Raw genomic sequence first — 16,796 nt, forward strand, 5'->3', positions numbered from 1 at the left:
TTCTTCAGATGAAGCCGCGAAATCCGTGTAATCCGTGTCTAAGGTTATCTGTTTGTTTTATTATTCCTCTGTATACCGTTCGATGGTCTGCTCACGGTCCGGTCCCAGAGAAACAATCTTGATGGGCACACCAAGCTGTTCTTCCAGGAATGACAAGTATGCATTGAATTCTTCCGGGAACTCATCTTCACTCTGCATCTTGGTCATATCCGTCTGCCAACCGGGTAGCTCTACATAAACCGGTTCAATAGTCTCGTTGATATCGAACGGGAAGTAATCAATCTCTTCCCCATCCATCTTGTAAGCTACACAAGCCTTAATGGTTTCAAAAGAATCGAGCACATCGCTCTTCATCATAATCAGTTTGGTAACCCCGTCTACCATAATGGCATATTTCAATGCCACCAGGTCAATCCAGCCACAACGGCGCTTACGTCCTGTCACAGAACCGAACTCATGACCCAGCGTGCAAATCTGGTCACCGGTCTTGTCGAAGAGTTCCGTCGGGAACGGACCGGCACCTACGCGCGTACAATAGGCTTTGAAAATCCCATATACCTCACCAATCTTGTTGGGAGCAATGCCCAGACCGGTACAAGCACCTGCACAAACCGTATTGGAAGACGTTACAAACGGATAAGAACCGAAATCAATGTCCAGCATTGTCCCCTGTGCACCTTCGCACAATACAGACTTGCCGGCAGCCAGCAGATTGTTCATCTCGTGTTCGCTATCCACCAACTGGAACTGTTTCAAGTATTCGATACCTTCGAACCATGCCTTCTCCATTTCGGTAATGTCATACTCATAGTTCAAGCCTTTCAAGATTTGCTCATGACGGGCCTTGGCCGCTGCATACTTCTTGTCAAAGTCATGCAGAATGTCGCCTACACGCACACCGTTACGGCTGATTTTATCCGTGTAAGTCGGTCCGATGCCTTTTCCGGTCGTTCCTACCTTTGCATCGCCTTTGGCAGCTTCGTATGCAGCATCCAGTATGCGGTGAGTCGGCAGAATGAGGTGCGCTTTCTTGGAAATGTGCAAGCGTTCCTTCAAGTTATGGCCAGACGCTTCCAAAGATTCGGCTTCCGCTTTGAAGAGAGCCGGGTCAAGCACTACACCGTTACCAATGATATTCACCTTGTCCCCCTGGAATATTCCAGACGGAATGGAACGGAGCACATACTTCTGCCCTTCAAACTCGAGTGTATGTCCGGCATTCGGTCCGCCCTGGAAACGAGCTACGACATCGTATCTCGGAGTTAACACATCAACGACTTTGCCTTTGCCTTCGTCGCCCCATTGTAATCCTAATAATACGTCTACTTTCATTTTTCTTTTTTATGGTTATTGTTCTTTTTCTTCCGTTTATTGGCCCGGTCACACTTGCTGCACAACCCATACATATATAAGGAATAGTGCGTAAGATTAAAACGGCTCAGTTTGGTATTCTCAATGGCATGTTGCAACTCCTCGTTCTGAAACTCGGTCACCTTTCCGCACTGGGTGCATATCTGGTGATGGTGCGTATCGCGATTATAAGATTTTTCGTATTGGGAAGAGTTGCCGAACTGATGCTTGATGACCAGACGAGCATTTATAAGCAAAATGATGGTATTGTAAAGCGTTGCACGGCTGACGCGGAAGTTCTCCTGGTCGGCCATCAGTGAATAGAGCGTGTCGATATCAAAATGACCGTCTATGGAGTAAATGGTGTCAAGTATAGCATAACGTTCGGGAGTCTTCCGATGCCCGTTCGCATTCAGATATTCAGTGAATATCTGCCTAACTGTATCTTTCACATTCTGACTTTCCATTTGACGGCGCAGTTTTACAGCCAACAAAGTTAATCCTTTTTTGTGGAAAGCAAACGAGAAAGAGATAAAAATTGCGATAAGGGAAATATTCCCTTACCGCATCAGTCTCTATAACCATAGAACTTATCTAACAAACCTCCTCTTTTACAAGATTGTATAGTAATTGTTCTACATCAGAAGAAGAATTGTCCATACCCTCCACCCTGCGGCAAACTTGAAAAGAATTTTCCTCATTTTGCTGCATAAAGCGGCGGATGGCAGTCATGGCTGCATTGCGTACATGGTAGGAGCCCGACAAAAAAGCCGTTATTGCCTGGTCGAGGAACTCATTTTCAACCCGTTCGTTCATATCCCCTTTCTTCATCAATAGACGGGCTATGGTGAGGAAGCCGCAAACCTGCGTGTATTCGTCCTCGCTTGCAATCCAATGGAAGGACTTGGCAGGCGCATAAGGAAGATGTTGGAATAAATTCATGGTGGTAAGTTCTGCAATCTCGATATTACGGATATCTTCCACCCAGATATCGGCTATCTCGGGCAGGAAACTCTCTACCGGCTGTAAAAGTCCCGCCAATATTTTGCACTCTCTGATATCTTCTTTCCACAAAGCTTGAGCCAGAGAGTGGTCCTTCTCGTAACCGGCAGCAATACCCTTGATACGGGGCAACTCCACGCCAAAGTTCAGCTTATATACCAGCCCTTTCTCACGCATACTTTGGGACACAACCCCGTTCATTGAGAGACGGAGCTGTGTCTTTATATCTTTCAGCCGCTGATGCAGCTGCTCTTTAGTATCTATCATAGTTCATCATTTATTGACAGAAGGCAATGTAGAATAGTCTTTGCTATAACGCAACATCTGTTCCGCATAACCTTCATCATAAGTCACTGTCACATCTGTTATAGTACCGTCGGCATCCGTCACCGCTTCATACTTGGGATTGACGAACCCCTTATACGGCGCAAGATTCAGCTTCTTGTAGCGTTCCAGCACTTCGGCATGCAAAGCGGGATCGACTTTCACGGCATAGGCTTCCACCAAATCATGGGCGCCGGCATAGTCACCGGTAGACTTGATACGCTGTATCTCGGCAAGCAACCGGCCAAACAAGTCACGCACTTTCTCATAATCGTTTATCACGACGTACGTCTTCCCATCCTTCTTTACCAATTCCACAACCTTTTCTGCCGCACCTTTCTCGTACACCCAGCGGGCTATGAGCTGACGGTTGCGCATATGGGCTTCTTCTACATTGTTACCCGGCTCGATACGTACAAGCTGTGTCATCAAACCATTCATCAGATAGGTGTAGTATTGAGCCTTATAAGCATCCGCACTTGGAGTAAGCCCCAGTTCCACCAGCTTCGGGTCGGCCACGTAGTAGAGTCCGAACAAGTCGGCGCGCGCCTCTTCGATAGTAGAACCATATGCCTTCAACGCATCCGGGTCCACACCCGGGAGCAATTTACCGGAACCATGTCCCAAACATTCATGCAGGTCAGTATGCAGTTCATCTGTCACATCTGCGTACTTATCAATCAGTTGAAGCTCTGCATCACTGTACACAAACTCCTCATTGAACCCGTTGCCATGAGCTGCCTTGTTATAAGCATCTGTAATGTTACCGATTGTAACGGATTTCGAACCATGATGGCTACGTATCCAGTTGGCATTGGGCAGGTTGATGCCGATAGCAGTTGCAGGATACAAGTCACCGGCCAGAATAGCCGCCGTGATTACCTTGGCAGACACCCCTTTCACTTTCTCCTTCTTGAATTGTCCGTCTACCGGCGAATGGTCCTCAAACCACTGTGCATTGCCGCTTATCAACTCTGTACGCTGGGTAGCTTCCAAATCTTTAAAATTCACCAGAGATTCCCAGCTTGCCTTCATGCCGAGCGGGTCACCATAACTTTCGGTAAAACCGTTCACAAAGTCAATGCGTGAGTTCAAATCCTTCACCCACAAAATGGCATATTCATCGAATGTCTTCAAATCGCCGGTTTCATAGAATTCCATCAGTTTGGCTATCACCGCCTTCTGCTCGGGAGTCTCGGCAACTCCTTCTGCCTTCTTCAGCCAGTAGACAATCTTTTCAAGTGCCTGTCCATACAAGCCACCCACTTTCCATACTTTCTCCTGAATCTTGCCATCCTCTTTCACCAAACGGCTGTTCAAACCATAGGAAACGGGAGTTTCATCCTGCGGATTCTTCAAGGCATTATAGAAATCTTCGGCCTCCTGCTGCGTCACGCCATCGTAATAATTGCATGCGGAAGTCAAAACCAAATCTTCACCGGCAGCTTGGTTCACCCGTTTGGGCATCACCGTGGGGTCAAAAATAACGGGGAACACTTCCTCGCACAGTTGTTCCACAGTCTGTCCTTCGGCAAGCGGCAACGTAGCTGCATCCACACTCTGTACAGCCTGCCTGAAAAATTCGGGAGTAAATCCCGGAACGAACTTTTCGCTGCCATAGTGATGATGAATGCCGTTGGAGAACCATACCCGCTTGAGGTACACTTCCATAGCCTTGAAATCAGGAGTGTTCTTATCTCCCTTATAGCCGGTATAGACAGCTTCCAGCATCCGGCGAATCGTCAGGTTGTACTTGCCATTCTGGTCGAAAAGAATGTCTCTGCCCTGCAAAGCCGCTTCCGTCAAATAATAAACCAATTCTTTTTGTTTGAGGGACAAATCCTCAAAACCTGGTACGCGGTAACGTAAAATCTGTAAATCTGCAAATTGTTCCACTGTATAGTCAAATTTTTCTGCCTCAGCAGTTGTTTTCGGATTTCCGCCACAAGCCGTCAATAGAGAAAGGGCAGTCACCATAGAAATTAGTTGTTTCTTCATGTGTCGGGAGTATATAGATTGGTATTAAAAAAGAAGAAAAGGAAGTATCCCGAAACAACTGTTCCGGAATATTTCCTTTTTATTCATTCAGTCATACAGAATTATTTCTTCTTAGCTTCTTTTTCTGCGTGTCTTTTACGATATCCATTAGGAGTCTCACCTACATTTTTATAGAAAGCAGCATAAAAAGACTGACGGTTTGCAAAGCCGACCATCGTACTGATCTCCTCTACATTCTTGTCAGCATATCTTTTGTCTGTCAACAAATGCTGCGCTTCTTTTACTCTATATTCATTCAGCAGGCAAGAATAGTTCATGCCGAAGCGTGAATTCACCACTGCAGACAAATAGCGAGTATTGGTCTGCAATTCTTTCGCCAAATCCTTAGCGGAATAATCAGCATCTCTGTACTTCTTTTGTACAACAACGATATTCAATATCTTGTCATACAACTCATCTGCCAATTCCGGCCTTATCAAAGAACGGTAGGCAGCATCCTTTTCTTTCTTTTCGCGCAAGTTGTAAGGACGTTTCTTCGTTCCTTTTTCCTGGGCATTGTTTTCTAAATCACTCATTGAATTAACTGGTTAGGGTTGTTTAAAATCGGAAAAGCCAAAGGGTTAGCCCCTTAGACTTTACAAAAGTCAGACATTTTTTTTTAATACACAACTTTTCCCGTATATATTTTTGATAAATAAACAACGAAAAAGGTTGAAAAGTAGGTCAATTCAGCCATTAATAAGAAACTTTAACTTTTTGCAGAAACTCATATGATACAAAATCTTGATGACTTTCCATTTGTAGTATATGCAATAATTAGTGTACCTTTGCCGGAAGAAATACATACTGCCAGATTATGCTACAAACGCTCAAGACATATTTCGGTTACGACAGTTTCCGCCCCTTACAAGAAGACATCATACGCCATCTGATGGACCGTAAAGACGCATTGGTACTGATGCCTACGGGAGGTGGAAAGTCCATCTGCTACCAACTTCCCGCCCTATTGAGTGAAGGCACGGCGGTAGTGGTTTCTCCGCTCATTTCCTTGATGAAGGACCAAGTGGAAACGCTCTGTGCAAACGGTATCGCGGCCGGTGCACTGAACAGCAATAATGATGAAACAGAGAATGCTTCCCTACGACGTGCATGCATGGAAGGCAAGCTGAAACTGCTATATATTTCTCCTGAAAAATTATTGGCGGAAGCCAACTATCTGTTAAGGGATATACATATTTCCCTTTTCGCCATTGATGAAGCTCACTGCATCTCACAATGGGGACACGATTTCCGTCCGGAATATACACAGATGGGCATCCTTCACCAACTGTTTCCCCAGGTTCCCATCATTGCACTTACTGCCACAGCCGATAAAATAACCCGTGAAGATATTATTAAACAGCTACACCTCAACCAACCGAGAATTTTCATTTCATCTTTCGACCGTCCCAACCTGAGTCTCACCGTAAAAAGAGGTTACCAGCAGAAGGAAAAAAGCAAAGCCATCCTCGACTTCATCGCTCGCCATCCGGGAGAGAGCGGCATCATTTATTGTATGAGCCGCAGCAAGACCGAATCGGTGGCACAGATGCTTCAGAAACATGGAATAAGGTCAGCAGTCTATCATGCCGGCCTATCGCCGGCACGAAGAGATGAAGCACAAGACGACTTCATCAACGACCGCGTGCAAGCGGTATGCGCCACCATTGCCTTTGGAATGGGAATTGACAAAAGCAATGTGCGCTGGGTAATTCATTACAATTTGCCCAAAAGCATTGAAAGTTTCTATCAAGAAATAGGACGTGCCGGACGAGACGGAATGCCCAGTGACACCCTTTTGTTCTATTCACTGGCCGACCTCATTCTGCTCACTAAATTCGCAACAGACAGCGGGCAACAAAGCATCAACCTGGAAAAGCTGCAACGTATGCAGCAATATGCGGAAGCAGATATCTGCCGCCGTCGCATTCTGTTAAGTTATTTCGGTGAAAATACGACCTGCGACTGTGGAAACTGTGATGTATGCAAAAATCCCCCCGAACGTTTCGATGGTACAATAATCGTACAAAAGGCACTTAGTGCAATCGCGCGTTCCGAGCAACAGATAGGAACCGGTATTTTAGTGGACATCCTCCGAGGAAACATGAGTTCTGAAGTTACAGAAAGAGGATACCATCGACTCAAGACCTTTGGAGCCGGGCGCGAAGTCCCCCCCAGAGATTGGCATGACTACCTGCTGCAAATGTTACAGCTCGGTTATTTCGAAATAGCCTACAATGAAAACAACCACCTGAAAATCACTCAAAGCGGAACAGATGTCTTGTTTGGCAGAGCACGCGCCCTGCTTGTCACCATCCGCCGCGAGGAAGCTGTACAAGCTACAAGAGGCCGTAAACGCAAGGCTACAGTTCCAACCAAAGAATTGCCATTGGGATTGCCCAATACAGAAAGTGGGGAACTTTTCGAGGCTCTCCGCACTCTCCGCAAACGCCTTGCCGACCAGGAAGCACTTCCTGCCTATATCGTACTGTCCGACAAAGTGCTCCACCTACTCAGCGCCTCCCGCCCCACTACCATAGAAGAATTTGGTAATATCAGCGGTATAGGTGAATATAAAAAGAAGAAATACGGAAAAGAGTTTGTGGATCTGATACGGAAATATAGTTGAATATTATTTACACTGCAACAGCAACTCCCTGAGGTCACCTTGCGGTACGCCAAGCGAAATGGCTTTTTCGAAGTCACGTTTTGCCAACTCCTTTTTCTTTTGGGAAAGATAAATTTGTCCCCGTATCAAGTAGGCTTCCGTCTGTGAAGGATCCAGCTTAATAGCTTCTTCCAAGTCCATCATGGCCAGGTCCACATGTTTCATATCCTGCTCCACACCCGCACGTGCCACGTAAAGCACGGCATATTGCTGGGTAGTCAGCCGGGTAGATTCTCCTCCTTTTTCTGCAATCATGGCATTCAATATCGAAAGCGCCGCTTCGTATTTGCCCTCCTTCTGCTCCAGCGTAGCCAACCCCAGACGGCCATTGTAGCTCCGGGGGGCAAGTTTCAGCAGACGTTCATAATCAGACTTTGCAAAATTATAGTTGCGCTGCCGCATATAGATATAGGCACGCATCAGCAAGGCTTCCTGATTATCGCTTTCTATATCCAGCACCAAAGAATAGTCTATCCGGGCCAAATCATCCTTCCCCAACTCAAGGTAAAGAGCGGCACGATTCATCAGGGCAGGTATGGCACGCGGAGCAATGTTCAATGCCAGAGTATACGAGTCAAGGGCCTGCTCATACCGGTGCTGCCGACGTTGTATCGTACCCAAGTTGGAGAACAGCAAAGCGTTATGAGGATTGGCGGGCTCCATTTTCAAAGCTTGTTCAATGTATTTTTCGGCCAATGACAAGCTGTCTTGCTCCGTGGCTGCAACCGCACGTTCGCTCAGTTCCTGATAGGTTTGTGAAAAGGCAGGGAACATCGTGGCTCCACACAAGAAGAAAGAAAAAATAAGTTTCTTCATATAATAGTTCAGTATTTATTCCAAAGGATAGGTATCGAAAGCGAACAGTTCTGTTGACAAATAGCGTTCCCCCGTATCGGGCAGTAGGGCAACAATCATTTTATCCGCAAATTCAGGGCGTTCGGCCAGCAACCGTGCCGCATATACCGCCGCACCGGATGAGATGCCAGCCAGCAAGCCTTCCGTAGAAGCCAGCTCTCGTCCTCCACGAATGGCCTCGTCATCGGGCACCGGAATAATCTCGTCTACTACAGAAGCATCATAAATGGAAGGAATAAAATTGGCCCCAATCCCCTGGATGCGGTGCGGTGCATCTTCCCCTCCTTCCAGAACCGGAGAGGAGGCCGGTTCTACAGCCACAACATAGACATCCGGATTATGTTTCTTCAAGGCACGCGCCACTCCACAGACCGTACCGCCCGTGCCCACACCGGCAACAAAAACAGTCACTTTACCATCCGTGTCCGTCCAGATTTCTTCCCCCGTAGTATGTTCATGAGCCTTGGCATTGGAGGGATTCTCAAACTGCTGCAGAATAACCGCACCAGGTATCGCATCCCGCAATTCTTTCGCTTTGGCAATGGAGCCGGCCATACCTGCCAGTCCGTCGGTCAGTACAATCTCCGCACCCAAGGCTTTCAACAGATTACGGCGTTCCACACTCATGGTCTCCGGCATGGTCAATATCAAATGATATCCCTTGATGGTTGCTACCATCGCCAGTCCCACGCCGGTATTGCCACTGGTAGGTTCAATAATCGTGGCTCCGGGGTTCAAAGCCCCACGTGCCTCGGCATCCTCAATCATGGCAAATGCCACACGGTCCTTCACGCTTCCCGCCGGATTAAAAGATTCCAGCTTAGCCACAATATTTCTTTTCAATCCGTATTTACGACTGTATTCAGCCAATTCCATCAAAGGAGTATGCCCAATCAACTCCGTCAGGTTCTTTGCAATTTTCGCCATAATCTCACTGTCTAATACATTCTTCCCGTACACACTTATGTAACATGGATATGCTGACAAAGATATGGAAATTCCAAGAAATAAACCGTGCGGGAAAGGAAAGATTATACTGCCATCTATCAAAGCTTAACACGAATAAAGAGGATGAAAGGATATGAAACGATTGAAGAAGGCAGGATGAGGAGGAAGAACCATATCTGACAATCAGCGACTTCCCACTGCAAAGATGGTGCATGCTTTTTGCAGTAGTACTGCAAACGAGCTGCAGCGTTACTGCAAATAGGTTTGCAGTGGTACTGCAACTGCTTTGCAGCGCAACTGTAACAGCTTTGCAGTGACACTGCAAAAGGTTTGCAGAACTTTGCAGTGAGAAGTTACTGATGAACAGAACGGTAATGAGACACTGTTATCAAGACTTCTTAAGATAGTCTACAATCCACGCGCCCACTTCCTTGGTACCGTATTTGTCGCCACCTTCTACTTGAATCTCCGGTGTACGTACATTCGCATCGAGTGAAGCATCAACTGCCTTACGAATCAACGCCCCCTCCTCTTTCAGGTCGAAGTATTCGAAAAGCATGGCTACAGACAAAATTTGCGCCAGCGGATTGGCTATATTCAAGCCTTTCGCCTGCGGCCAGGAACCATGGATAGGTTCGAATACCGGCGTGCTCTCTCCCGTAGAAGCAGAAGGCAGCAATCCCATAGAGCCACTGATGCAGGAACCCTCGTCCGTCAAAATATCACCAAACGTATTTTCCGTAACCATTACGTCAAAGAATTTCGGCTCTTGAATCATCTTCATGGCGGCGTTGTCCACAAACATATAGTCGGTTGTCACCTCGGGGTACTGCGGTGCCATCTCCTGGGCAATCTGTCTCCAAAGACGGGAAGAGGCAAGCACATTGGCTTTATCCACCACCGTAAGATGTTTACTGCGTTTCATGGCATATTCAAATCCGACTTTCAGGATACGCTCAATCTCAGGACGGGTATACATGTTCGTATCATACGCCTTGTCATTGTCCTGGTATTTCTCACCGAAGTACATGCCACCGGTCAATTCGCGGATGCAAAGGAAATCGGCACCATCCACCAGTTCCGCACGAAGGGGAGACTTATGGAGCAGACATTTGAAGGTCTGCACGGGACGGATGTTGGCAAACAGTCCCAGTTTCTTGCGCATAGCCAGCAAGCCCTGCTCGGGACGCACTTTGGCAGTAGGGTCATTGTCGAATTTCGGGTCACCTACGGCAGAGAACAATACAGCATCCGCATTTTTACAAGCCTCATAAGTGGCTTCGGGAAACGGGTCACCCACCTTGTCTATCGCGTCTGCACCGCAGATGGCATATTCATAGTTCACTTTATGTCCGAACTTCTCACACACGGCAGTCATCACATCCACGCCTACGGTAGAGATTTCGGGGCCGATACCGTCACCGGCCAACACTGCAATTTTAAAATCCATTGTTTTCTTTATTATTTAAAAGTTCATCTATCTTCTTTTTGTTTGCAAGATTCTTGCGGCGATACCGGTCACCCCACACAAAACCAGCTGTCAATATAAGGGTATTGATGGCTGACATAAGATACTCGTCCGCATCCAACTCGCCGCTCCACCAACGCAGAAAGAGGTTGAAAGCAAAAAGCAAGCCTGCATACAACGCATAGCATACATAAGGACGCCTCTCAAAAAACGATTTCTTTTTCTCCATGAGATCCATTTTTTATGATTCGTATTCGTCTTCTATGATATTCAGCATCTTCACCGTCGCCTTGATGGCCGCTTCCGTCTGGTCTGCGTCCAATCCGCGTGTACGGAATATCGTATCTTCAAAACTCCAGGTAATAACCGTCTGCACAAAGGCATCGGTACGCCCACCGGGAGGAATGGTCACGGCATAGTTCGTCAGCATCGGGAACTTACGACCCAGTGTCACTTTATATATCTTGCGCAAGGCGCGCACAAAAGCATCATACTGGCCATCTCCACTGGAACTTTCCTCATATTCCTTTCCGTTAATTTCTATCTTCAACGTAGCCATCGGCTTCAATCCATACGCCAGATTCACAATATAGCTCTTAAGGCTGACGCGTTCTTCTGCCATTCCGTGCTTCAGTACGTCCGAAACGATATAGGGCAGGTCTTCTTGCGTCACCAGCTCTTTCTTGTCGCCCAACTCAATGATGCGTTCGGTCACTTTGCGCATGGCATCTTCATCCAGTTGTAACCCCAAGTCCTCCAGATTCTTCCGGATATTGGCTTTACCGCTGTTCTTGCCCAGAGCATACTCTCGCTTGCGACCAAAGCGTTCGGGCAGGAGGTCGTTGCAGTAGAGGTTACTTTTATTGTCACCGTCGGCATGGACGCCTGCCACTTGGGTAAATACATTCTCGCCAACAATCGGTTTATTGGCGGGAATGACGATGCCCGAGTAGGACTCCACCACACGGCTTACGTCGTTCAGGCGGCTTTCGTCAATGTTGGTAATGGCATTGAAGTGGTCTTTCAAGATAGCCTGCACACTGGCAAGCGGAGCATTGCCGGCGCGTTCGCCCAGGCCGTTAATGGTAGTATGCAGTCCCTTGCAACCGCTAAGTACGGCGGCAAGCACATTGCTCACGGCAAGGTCATAGTCATTGTGGGCATGGAAGTCAAAATGGGCATGCGGATAGCGTTTCACCATCTTGCGCATGAACTCGATGACCTGCAGCGGGTTCAATACGCCCAACGTGTCAGGCAACATATAGCGGCGGATATTGGTCTGCTCCAAGGCGTCCATCAGACGGAACACATATTCCGGAGAATCTTTCATGCCGTTGCTCCAGTCTTCCAGATAGACATTCACTACCATATCCTGCTCGTTGGCGTAATCCACTACGGACAGAATATCCTCGATATGCTCTTCGGGAGTCTTCTTCAACTGGTAGGTGCAATGCTTCAGCGAGCCTTTGCACAGCAGATTGATGACACGGCAACCGGTCGCATGTATCCAGTCCACCGACGTGTGGCCATCTACAAAGCCAAGCACTTCTACTCTTGGCAACAGATTACGGCGTGCCGCCCAGTCACAAATCATTTTTACGGCATCAAACTCTCCTTCGGATACCCGCGCAGAAGCCACCTCCACCCGGTCTACCTTCAATTCCTCCAGTAACAAACGGGCAATCATCAGCTTCTCATGGGGCACAAAGGAGACTCCGCTGGTCTGTTCACCGTCGCGGAGCGTAGTGTCCATGATTTCTATCTTCGGATGATTATGCTTCATTTTTATTCTCCCAAGCTTCTATCTTATCTTTATTCTCAACCAGAAAATCGATGTCATCCAAGCCATTCATCAGGCAATGTTTCTTGTAGGCATTGATTTCAAAATGTTCGATCTTGCCCGTAGCTTTGTTGGTGATGGTCTGTTCGGGCAGATTCACTTCCACTTCCATCTTCGGATTGGCAGAGATAGAGTCGAACAACTCTTTCAGGAACGGCTCACTTACCACCACCGGAAGCACAAAGTTGTTCAGTTCATTGTTCTTGTGTATATCGGCAAAGAAACTCGATACCACCACGCGGAAACCGTAACCGGCAATGGCCCATGCAGCATGCTCACGGCTGGAACCGGAACCGAAGTTCTTTCCCGCCACCAGAATCTGTCCACCGTAAGTGGGATTGTTCAAAACAAAGTCCTTGTTCAGAGAACCGTCCGGATGATAGCGCCAATCGCGGAATAAATTATCTCCGAAGAACTTTTCCTCACGGGTAGTAGCTTTCAGAAAACGTGCAGGGATTATCTGGTCTGTATCCACATTCTCTAATGGAAGAGGCACACAAGTACTGGTTAATCTATCAAATTTTGTCTTCATCTTTGTATTTACGATTTACAATTTACGATTGAAAATACTCTTGATTTACCTTTGTTGAACGATGTTTGATTTACGAAGTAATTTTAATCGTAAATCGTCCAATCGTACATCAAATCAGCGTTCTCGGGTCAGTAATTACTCCAGTCACTGCCGCTGCTGCAGCTACAAGCGGGCTGGCAAGCAGTGTTCGGGAACCCGGTCCCTGGCGTCCTTCAAAATTACGGTTACTGGTAGACACTGCATACTTTCCGGCAGGCACCTTATCGTCGTTCATTGCCAGGCAAGCAGAACAACCCGGTTGGCGAATGGCAAAACCGGCCTCTTCCAAAATCTTGTCCAGTCCCTCTTCGCGAATCTGTGCATCTACCATCCAGGAGCCCGGAACCAGCCATGCCACTACATTCTCGGCTTTCCGACGGCCTTTCACAATGGAGGCAAATGCACGGAAATCCTCAATGCGTCCATTGGTGCAGGCACCCAAAAACACATAGTCAACCTTCTTACCCAGCAAAGGTTCTCCCGGTTGGAAACCCATATAGCTAATAGACTTCATGAAAGAGGTCCGGGCAGCTTCTCCCATGCCTTCGGTAGTAGGAATATGTTGTGTGATACCCATACCCATGCCCGGGTTGGTACCGTATGTAATCATCGGTTCAATATCTTCGGCAGCAAAACGGACTTCCTTGTCGAACACTGCATCCTCATCACTCTTCAATGTTTTCCAATAGGCCAATGCCTTGTCCCATGCCTCACCCTTCGGAGCATATTCGCGTCCTTTGATGTACTCGAAAGTGGTCTCATCCGGAGCAACCATACCGCCGCGGGCACCCATCTCTATACTCAGATTGCACAAGGTCAGACGGCCTTCCATAGTCAGACTACGCACAGCTTCTCCGGCATATTCCACGAAATATCCCGTAGCGCCGCTGGTCGTCATCTTCGACATCATGTACAATGCCACATCTTTTGCCGTCACTCCTTTGCCAAGTTTGCCGTCAACAGTGATGCGCATTGTCTTAGGACGGGTCTGAAGGATACATTGCGAGGCCATTACCATTTCCACTTCACTCGTACCGATACCGAAAGCCACTGCTCCCATCGCCCCGTGGGTGGAAGTATGCGAGTCACCGCAGACAATGGTCATGCCAGGCAGGGTCAGCCCGCGTTCCGGACCTACTACATGGATAATTCCGTTCTTCTTGTCCATCATGCCGAAATGGGCCAATCCAAACTCTTCCGCATTCTTGGCCAGTGTATCTACCTGAGTCTTTGAAACCGGGTCTTCAATCGGCTTGTCCTGGTCATGCGTCGGCGTGTTATGGTCGGGCATACAGAAAATCTTTTCCGGACGGAAACACTTGATTCCACGTTCGCGCAATCCTGAAAAGGCTTGCGGGCTGGTTACTTCATGACAATAAAGCCGGTCAATATAAAGCTGTGTGGGACCGTCTTCCACTTTCTGTACCACATGGGCATCCCAGATTTTATCAAATAATGTATTCATCTCTTTATGTACAATTTAGCTATTTACAATTTACGATTAAAATCACATCTTGAACTTATTGATACAGTCGATGTACGCTTCCACTGATGCCGCGATAATATCCGTATTGGCACCGAACCCATAATAAATATGATTATCGTATTCCACCTGCATATGTACCTTACCCATATCGTCGCTACCCTTGCTGATAGCCTGGATAGTGAATTCCTTCAATGTCATATGGCGGTCAATAATCTTCTTCAAAGCCTTGATAGCAGCGTCTACCGGACCGTTTCCACTGGCGGCGGCTTCAAACTTCTCGCCAGAGATGTTCAATCCCAAGCTGGCAACCGAACGAACCCCCACCCCACTGGTCACCTGAAGATATTCCAGTTTGATACGGTGGTTCTGCGTACGGTTTGCCCCTGCCAATACCAGAATATCATCATCGTTGATATCCTTCTTCTTATCGGCAAGTTTCAAGAACTCTTCATACACTTTGTCCAACTTCTCCTGATCCAGTTGTACTCCCAATATCGACAAACGATTCTTCAAGGCTGCACGTCCGCTACGGGCTGTCAATACGATGGAATTATCATCAATACCCACATCATGCGGGTCAATGATTTCGTAAGTCTGTACATTCTTCAACACACCATCCTGGTGAATACCCGACGAATGGGCAAAAGCATTGCGACCTACAATAGCCTTGTTGGGCTGCACCGGCATGTTCATCAGACTGGACACCATACGGCTGGTTGGATAAATCTTCTGTGTATTGATGTTGGTCTCGATTTCTATGTCCTTGTGACATTTGATAATCATCGCCACTTCCTCAAGAGAAGTATTGCCGGCACGTTCACCAATACCATTGATGGTTACCTCCACCTGGCGGGCACCATTCAGTACGCCAGCCATTGTATTGGCAGTAGCCATGCCCAAGTCATTGTGGCAATGAGTAGAAATAATGGCATTATGAATACCGTTGACATGTTCCATCAGATATCTTATCTTCGCGCCATACTCATCAGGCAAGCAATACCCCGTTGTATCGGGAATATTCACCACAGTCGCACCTGCCTTGATAACAGCTTCTACCACCCGTGCCAAATATTCATTATCCGTTCGGCCTGCATCTTCGGCATAGAACTCTACATCATCCACATACTTACGTGCATACTTTACGGCAGCCACTGCACGCTCTATTATTTCCTCGCGATTGGAATTAAATTTATATTTAATGTGCGAGTCAGATGTACCGATACCAGTATGGATACGTTTATGCTTGGCAAACTGCAAAGCCTCTGCCGCCACATCAATATCTTTCTGTACGGCACGTGTCAAGGCACAGATGGTGGGCCATGTCACAGCTTTTGATATCTCAATGACCGAATTGAAATCTCCCGGACTTGAAATCGGAAATCCGGCTTCAATCACGTCCACCCCCAGGGCTTCCAGTTGTCTGGCTACCTGAATCTTTTCCACTGTATTCAATTGGCATCCCGGAACCTGCTCGCCATCGCGGAGCGTTGTGTCGAAAATAAATAATTTGTCACTCATTGCTTTATTGTATTTAATTTATGTTCCATAAAAAAAGCCTTTCGCACTTGGAAGTGAGAAAGGCTTCATATATCATTGCATCTTACATATATATTCACGCACAGCACTCACTTCCACTAAACCTTGCCAGTAGAATAATAATACCACACAGTAGAATATATGTAAAGTTCTGAATCATCTTCTTTTTGTTTTGACGTTGCAAAGGTAGATATTATTTCGTAGCACACAAAGAAATTCGTTACTTTTTTCCGATAAAAAATATCACTTTATAAGTTTGTATTCATTTATCGCTAAAATATATCACAAAAAGAGGCGTACCTTGAGGTACGCCTCTTCCTTATTCTTCAATTCAATACAAGTTCTGAATTACTTCTTCTCACAAGGTTTGTTACACTTGGCACCATCACATGCAGCCTTAGGGCACGCTGCTGAATCAGCTGCCTGGCAACATGCCTTTGCAGAGTCACATACTTGTTCTGTTTTTGCAGCACAGCAAGAATCTGCCTCAGTTGCATTAGAATCTGCAGCCTTTTTGTTGCCACAAGATGTCACTGCGAAAGAAAACGCTACCGCAACGGCAGCCAATAAAACTTTAGTCTTCATACTTTCAATTTGCTTTAAACGTTGATATAAAATTAGTTCGGCGCAAATATAAGAAAAGTTTATGAGACCGCCAAAAACGAACAAAGCCTCCGTATCCTTATCAGACACGGAGGCTTCTTCTGAAAA

General features: G+C 46.9%; 15 protein-coding genes. 1 reads left to right on the plus strand and 14 read right to left on the minus strand.

From position 1 onward, the window contains the following. Positions 1-60 precede the first annotated feature (60 nt). The 5 genes from DXD78_RS09760 to DXD78_RS09780 form a co-directional block, all read right to left on the minus strand. Positions 61-1,332 carry an adenylosuccinate synthase gene (locus tag DXD78_RS09760; RefSeq protein ID WP_009036529.1) on the minus strand — a complete coding sequence of 424 codons (1,272 nt, stop codon included), beginning with the start codon at positions 1,330-1,332 and terminating at the stop codon, positions 61-63. Beyond that, on the minus strand, positions 1,329-1,817 hold the full coding sequence (locus tag DXD78_RS09765) for a Fur family transcriptional regulator (RefSeq protein WP_005835580.1): 489 nt from the start codon (positions 1,815-1,817) through the stop codon (positions 1,329-1,331). Before DXD78_RS09765 ends, DXD78_RS09760 begins: the two co-directional genes overlap by 4 nt. A 127-nt stretch (positions 1,818-1,944) precedes the next feature. Continuing rightward, positions 1,945-2,619 carry a DNA alkylation repair protein gene (locus DXD78_RS09770; protein WP_009036528.1) on the minus strand — a complete coding sequence of 225 codons (675 nt, stop codon included), beginning with the start codon at positions 2,617-2,619 and terminating at the stop codon, positions 1,945-1,947. 6 nt (positions 2,620-2,625) lie between these two features. Then, positions 2,626-4,674, minus strand: coding sequence for a dihydrofolate reductase (locus DXD78_RS09775; protein WP_009036527.1), 2,049 nt, complete (start codon positions 4,672-4,674; stop codon positions 2,626-2,628). A gap of 101 nt (positions 4,675-4,775) precedes the next feature. Further along, entirely contained in the window at positions 4,776-5,249 is a 474-nt protein-coding gene (locus DXD78_RS09780) for an AraC family transcriptional regulator (protein WP_005826207.1), read from the minus strand. Between the two features lie 281 nt (positions 5,250-5,530). Here DXD78_RS09780 and recQ point away from each other — a divergent pair, with 281 nt between their 5' ends. Beyond that, a complete protein-coding gene (gene recQ, locus DXD78_RS09785; RefSeq protein WP_009036526.1) occupies positions 5,531-7,342 on the plus strand; it encodes a DNA helicase RecQ in 1,812 nt (603 codons plus the stop codon). Positions 7,343-7,345: 3 nt separating this feature from the next. Here the strand turns inward: recQ and DXD78_RS09790 are convergent, their stop codons facing one another. The 9 genes from DXD78_RS09790 to DXD78_RS09830 all read right to left on the minus strand — a co-directional run bounded on the left by DXD78_RS09790 (position 7,346) and on the right by DXD78_RS09830 (position 16,670). Then, complete coding sequence (locus tag DXD78_RS09790) at positions 7,346-8,197, minus strand: lipopolysaccharide assembly protein LapB (RefSeq protein ID WP_009036525.1); 852 nt, start codon at positions 8,195-8,197, stop codon at positions 7,346-7,348. A 15-nt stretch (positions 8,198-8,212) separates the two neighbouring features. Next, the gene (gene cysK, locus DXD78_RS09795) at positions 8,213-9,163 is read right to left on the minus strand and encodes a cysteine synthase A (protein ID WP_034528909.1); all 951 of its coding nucleotides are present in this window, start codon (positions 9,161-9,163) and stop codon (positions 8,213-8,215) included. A gap of 409 nt (positions 9,164-9,572) precedes the next feature. Further along, the gene (gene leuB, locus DXD78_RS09800; protein WP_005835570.1) at positions 9,573-10,634 is read right to left on the minus strand and encodes a 3-isopropylmalate dehydrogenase; all 1,062 of its coding nucleotides are present in this window, start codon (positions 10,632-10,634) and stop codon (positions 9,573-9,575) included. Further along, positions 10,624-10,881: a hypothetical protein gene (locus DXD78_RS09805; RefSeq protein WP_005835569.1), complete on the minus strand. Its 258-nt coding sequence runs from the start codon at positions 10,879-10,881 to the stop codon at positions 10,624-10,626. The genes leuB and DXD78_RS09805 overlap by 11 nt, the downstream gene beginning before the upstream one ends. Before the next feature lie 12 nt (positions 10,882-10,893). Beyond that, positions 10,894-12,435, minus strand: coding sequence for an alpha-isopropylmalate synthase regulatory domain-containing protein (locus DXD78_RS09810; protein WP_005826194.1), 1,542 nt, complete (start codon positions 12,433-12,435; stop codon positions 10,894-10,896). Continuing rightward, on the minus strand, positions 12,425-13,024 hold the full coding sequence (leuD, locus tag DXD78_RS09815; protein WP_005835567.1) for a 3-isopropylmalate dehydratase small subunit: 600 nt from the start codon (positions 13,022-13,024) through the stop codon (positions 12,425-12,427). Before leuD ends, DXD78_RS09810 begins: the two co-directional genes overlap by 11 nt. Positions 13,025-13,133: 109 nt before the next feature. Next, the gene (gene leuC, locus DXD78_RS09820) at positions 13,134-14,528 is read right to left on the minus strand and encodes a 3-isopropylmalate dehydratase large subunit (RefSeq protein WP_009036523.1); all 1,395 of its coding nucleotides are present in this window, start codon (positions 14,526-14,528) and stop codon (positions 13,134-13,136) included. 42 nt (positions 14,529-14,570) lie between these two features. After that, on the minus strand, positions 14,571-16,067 hold the full coding sequence (locus DXD78_RS09825) for a 2-isopropylmalate synthase (protein WP_005835565.1): 1,497 nt from the start codon (positions 16,065-16,067) through the stop codon (positions 14,571-14,573). Between the two features lie 366 nt (positions 16,068-16,433). Then, positions 16,434-16,670, minus strand: coding sequence for a hypothetical protein (locus DXD78_RS09830; protein ID WP_034528908.1), 237 nt, complete (start codon positions 16,668-16,670; stop codon positions 16,434-16,436). Between the last annotated feature and the right edge of the window lie 126 nt (positions 16,671-16,796).

The sequence above is a fragment of the Bacteroides sp. D20 genome (genome assembly GCF_003436255.1).
Taxonomy (GTDB): Bacteria; Bacteroidota; Bacteroidia; order Bacteroidales; family Bacteroidaceae; genus Bacteroides; species Bacteroides uniformis.

What these genes read in the sequence shown, in the direction of transcription:
- DXD78_RS09765 (WP_005835580.1), bottom strand. Translation starts at nt 1,817, where the DNA reads ATGGAAAGTCAGAATGTGAAAGATACAGTTAGGCAGATATTCACTGAA.
- leuC (WP_009036523.1), bottom strand. Translation starts at nt 14,528, where the DNA reads ATGAATACATTATTTGATAAAATCTGGGATGCCCATGTGGTACAGAAA.
- DXD78_RS09810 (WP_005826194.1), bottom strand. Translation starts at nt 12,435, where the DNA reads ATGAAGCATAATCATCCGAAGATAGAAATCATGGACACTACGCTCCGC.
- cysK (WP_034528909.1), bottom strand. Translation starts at nt 9,163, where the DNA reads ATGGCGAAAATTGCAAAGAACCTGACGGAGTTGATTGGGCATACTCCT.
- leuB (WP_005835570.1), bottom strand. Translation starts at nt 10,634, where the DNA reads ATGGATTTTAAAATTGCAGTGTTGGCCGGTGACGGTATCGGCCCCGAA.
- DXD78_RS09780 (WP_005826207.1), bottom strand. Translation starts at nt 5,249, where the DNA reads ATGAGTGATTTAGAAAACAATGCCCAGGAAAAAGGAACGAAGAAACGT.
- DXD78_RS09775 (WP_009036527.1), bottom strand. Translation starts at nt 4,674, where the DNA reads ATGAAGAAACAACTAATTTCTATGGTGACTGCCCTTTCTCTATTGACG.
- DXD78_RS09790 (WP_009036525.1), bottom strand. Translation starts at nt 8,197, where the DNA reads ATGAAGAAACTTATTTTTTCTTTCTTCTTGTGTGGAGCCACGATGTTC.
- DXD78_RS09760 (WP_009036529.1), bottom strand. Translation starts at nt 1,332, where the DNA reads ATGAAAGTAGACGTATTATTAGGATTACAATGGGGCGACGAAGGCAAA.
- DXD78_RS09825 (WP_005835565.1), bottom strand. Translation starts at nt 16,067, where the DNA reads ATGAGTGACAAATTATTTATTTTCGACACAACGCTCCGCGATGGCGAG.
- DXD78_RS09805 (WP_005835569.1), bottom strand. Translation starts at nt 10,881, where the DNA reads ATGGAGAAAAAGAAATCGTTTTTTGAGAGGCGTCCTTATGTATGCTAT.
- DXD78_RS09770 (WP_009036528.1), bottom strand. Translation starts at nt 2,619, where the DNA reads ATGATAGATACTAAAGAGCAGCTGCATCAGCGGCTGAAAGATATAAAG.
- DXD78_RS09830 (WP_034528908.1), bottom strand. Translation starts at nt 16,670, where the DNA reads ATGAAGACTAAAGTTTTATTGGCTGCCGTTGCGGTAGCGTTTTCTTTC.
- leuD (WP_005835567.1), bottom strand. Translation starts at nt 13,024, where the DNA reads ATGAAGACAAAATTTGATAGATTAACCAGTACTTGTGTGCCTCTTCCA.
- recQ (WP_009036526.1), top strand. Translation starts at nt 5,531, where the DNA reads ATGCTACAAACGCTCAAGACATATTTCGGTTACGACAGTTTCCGCCCC.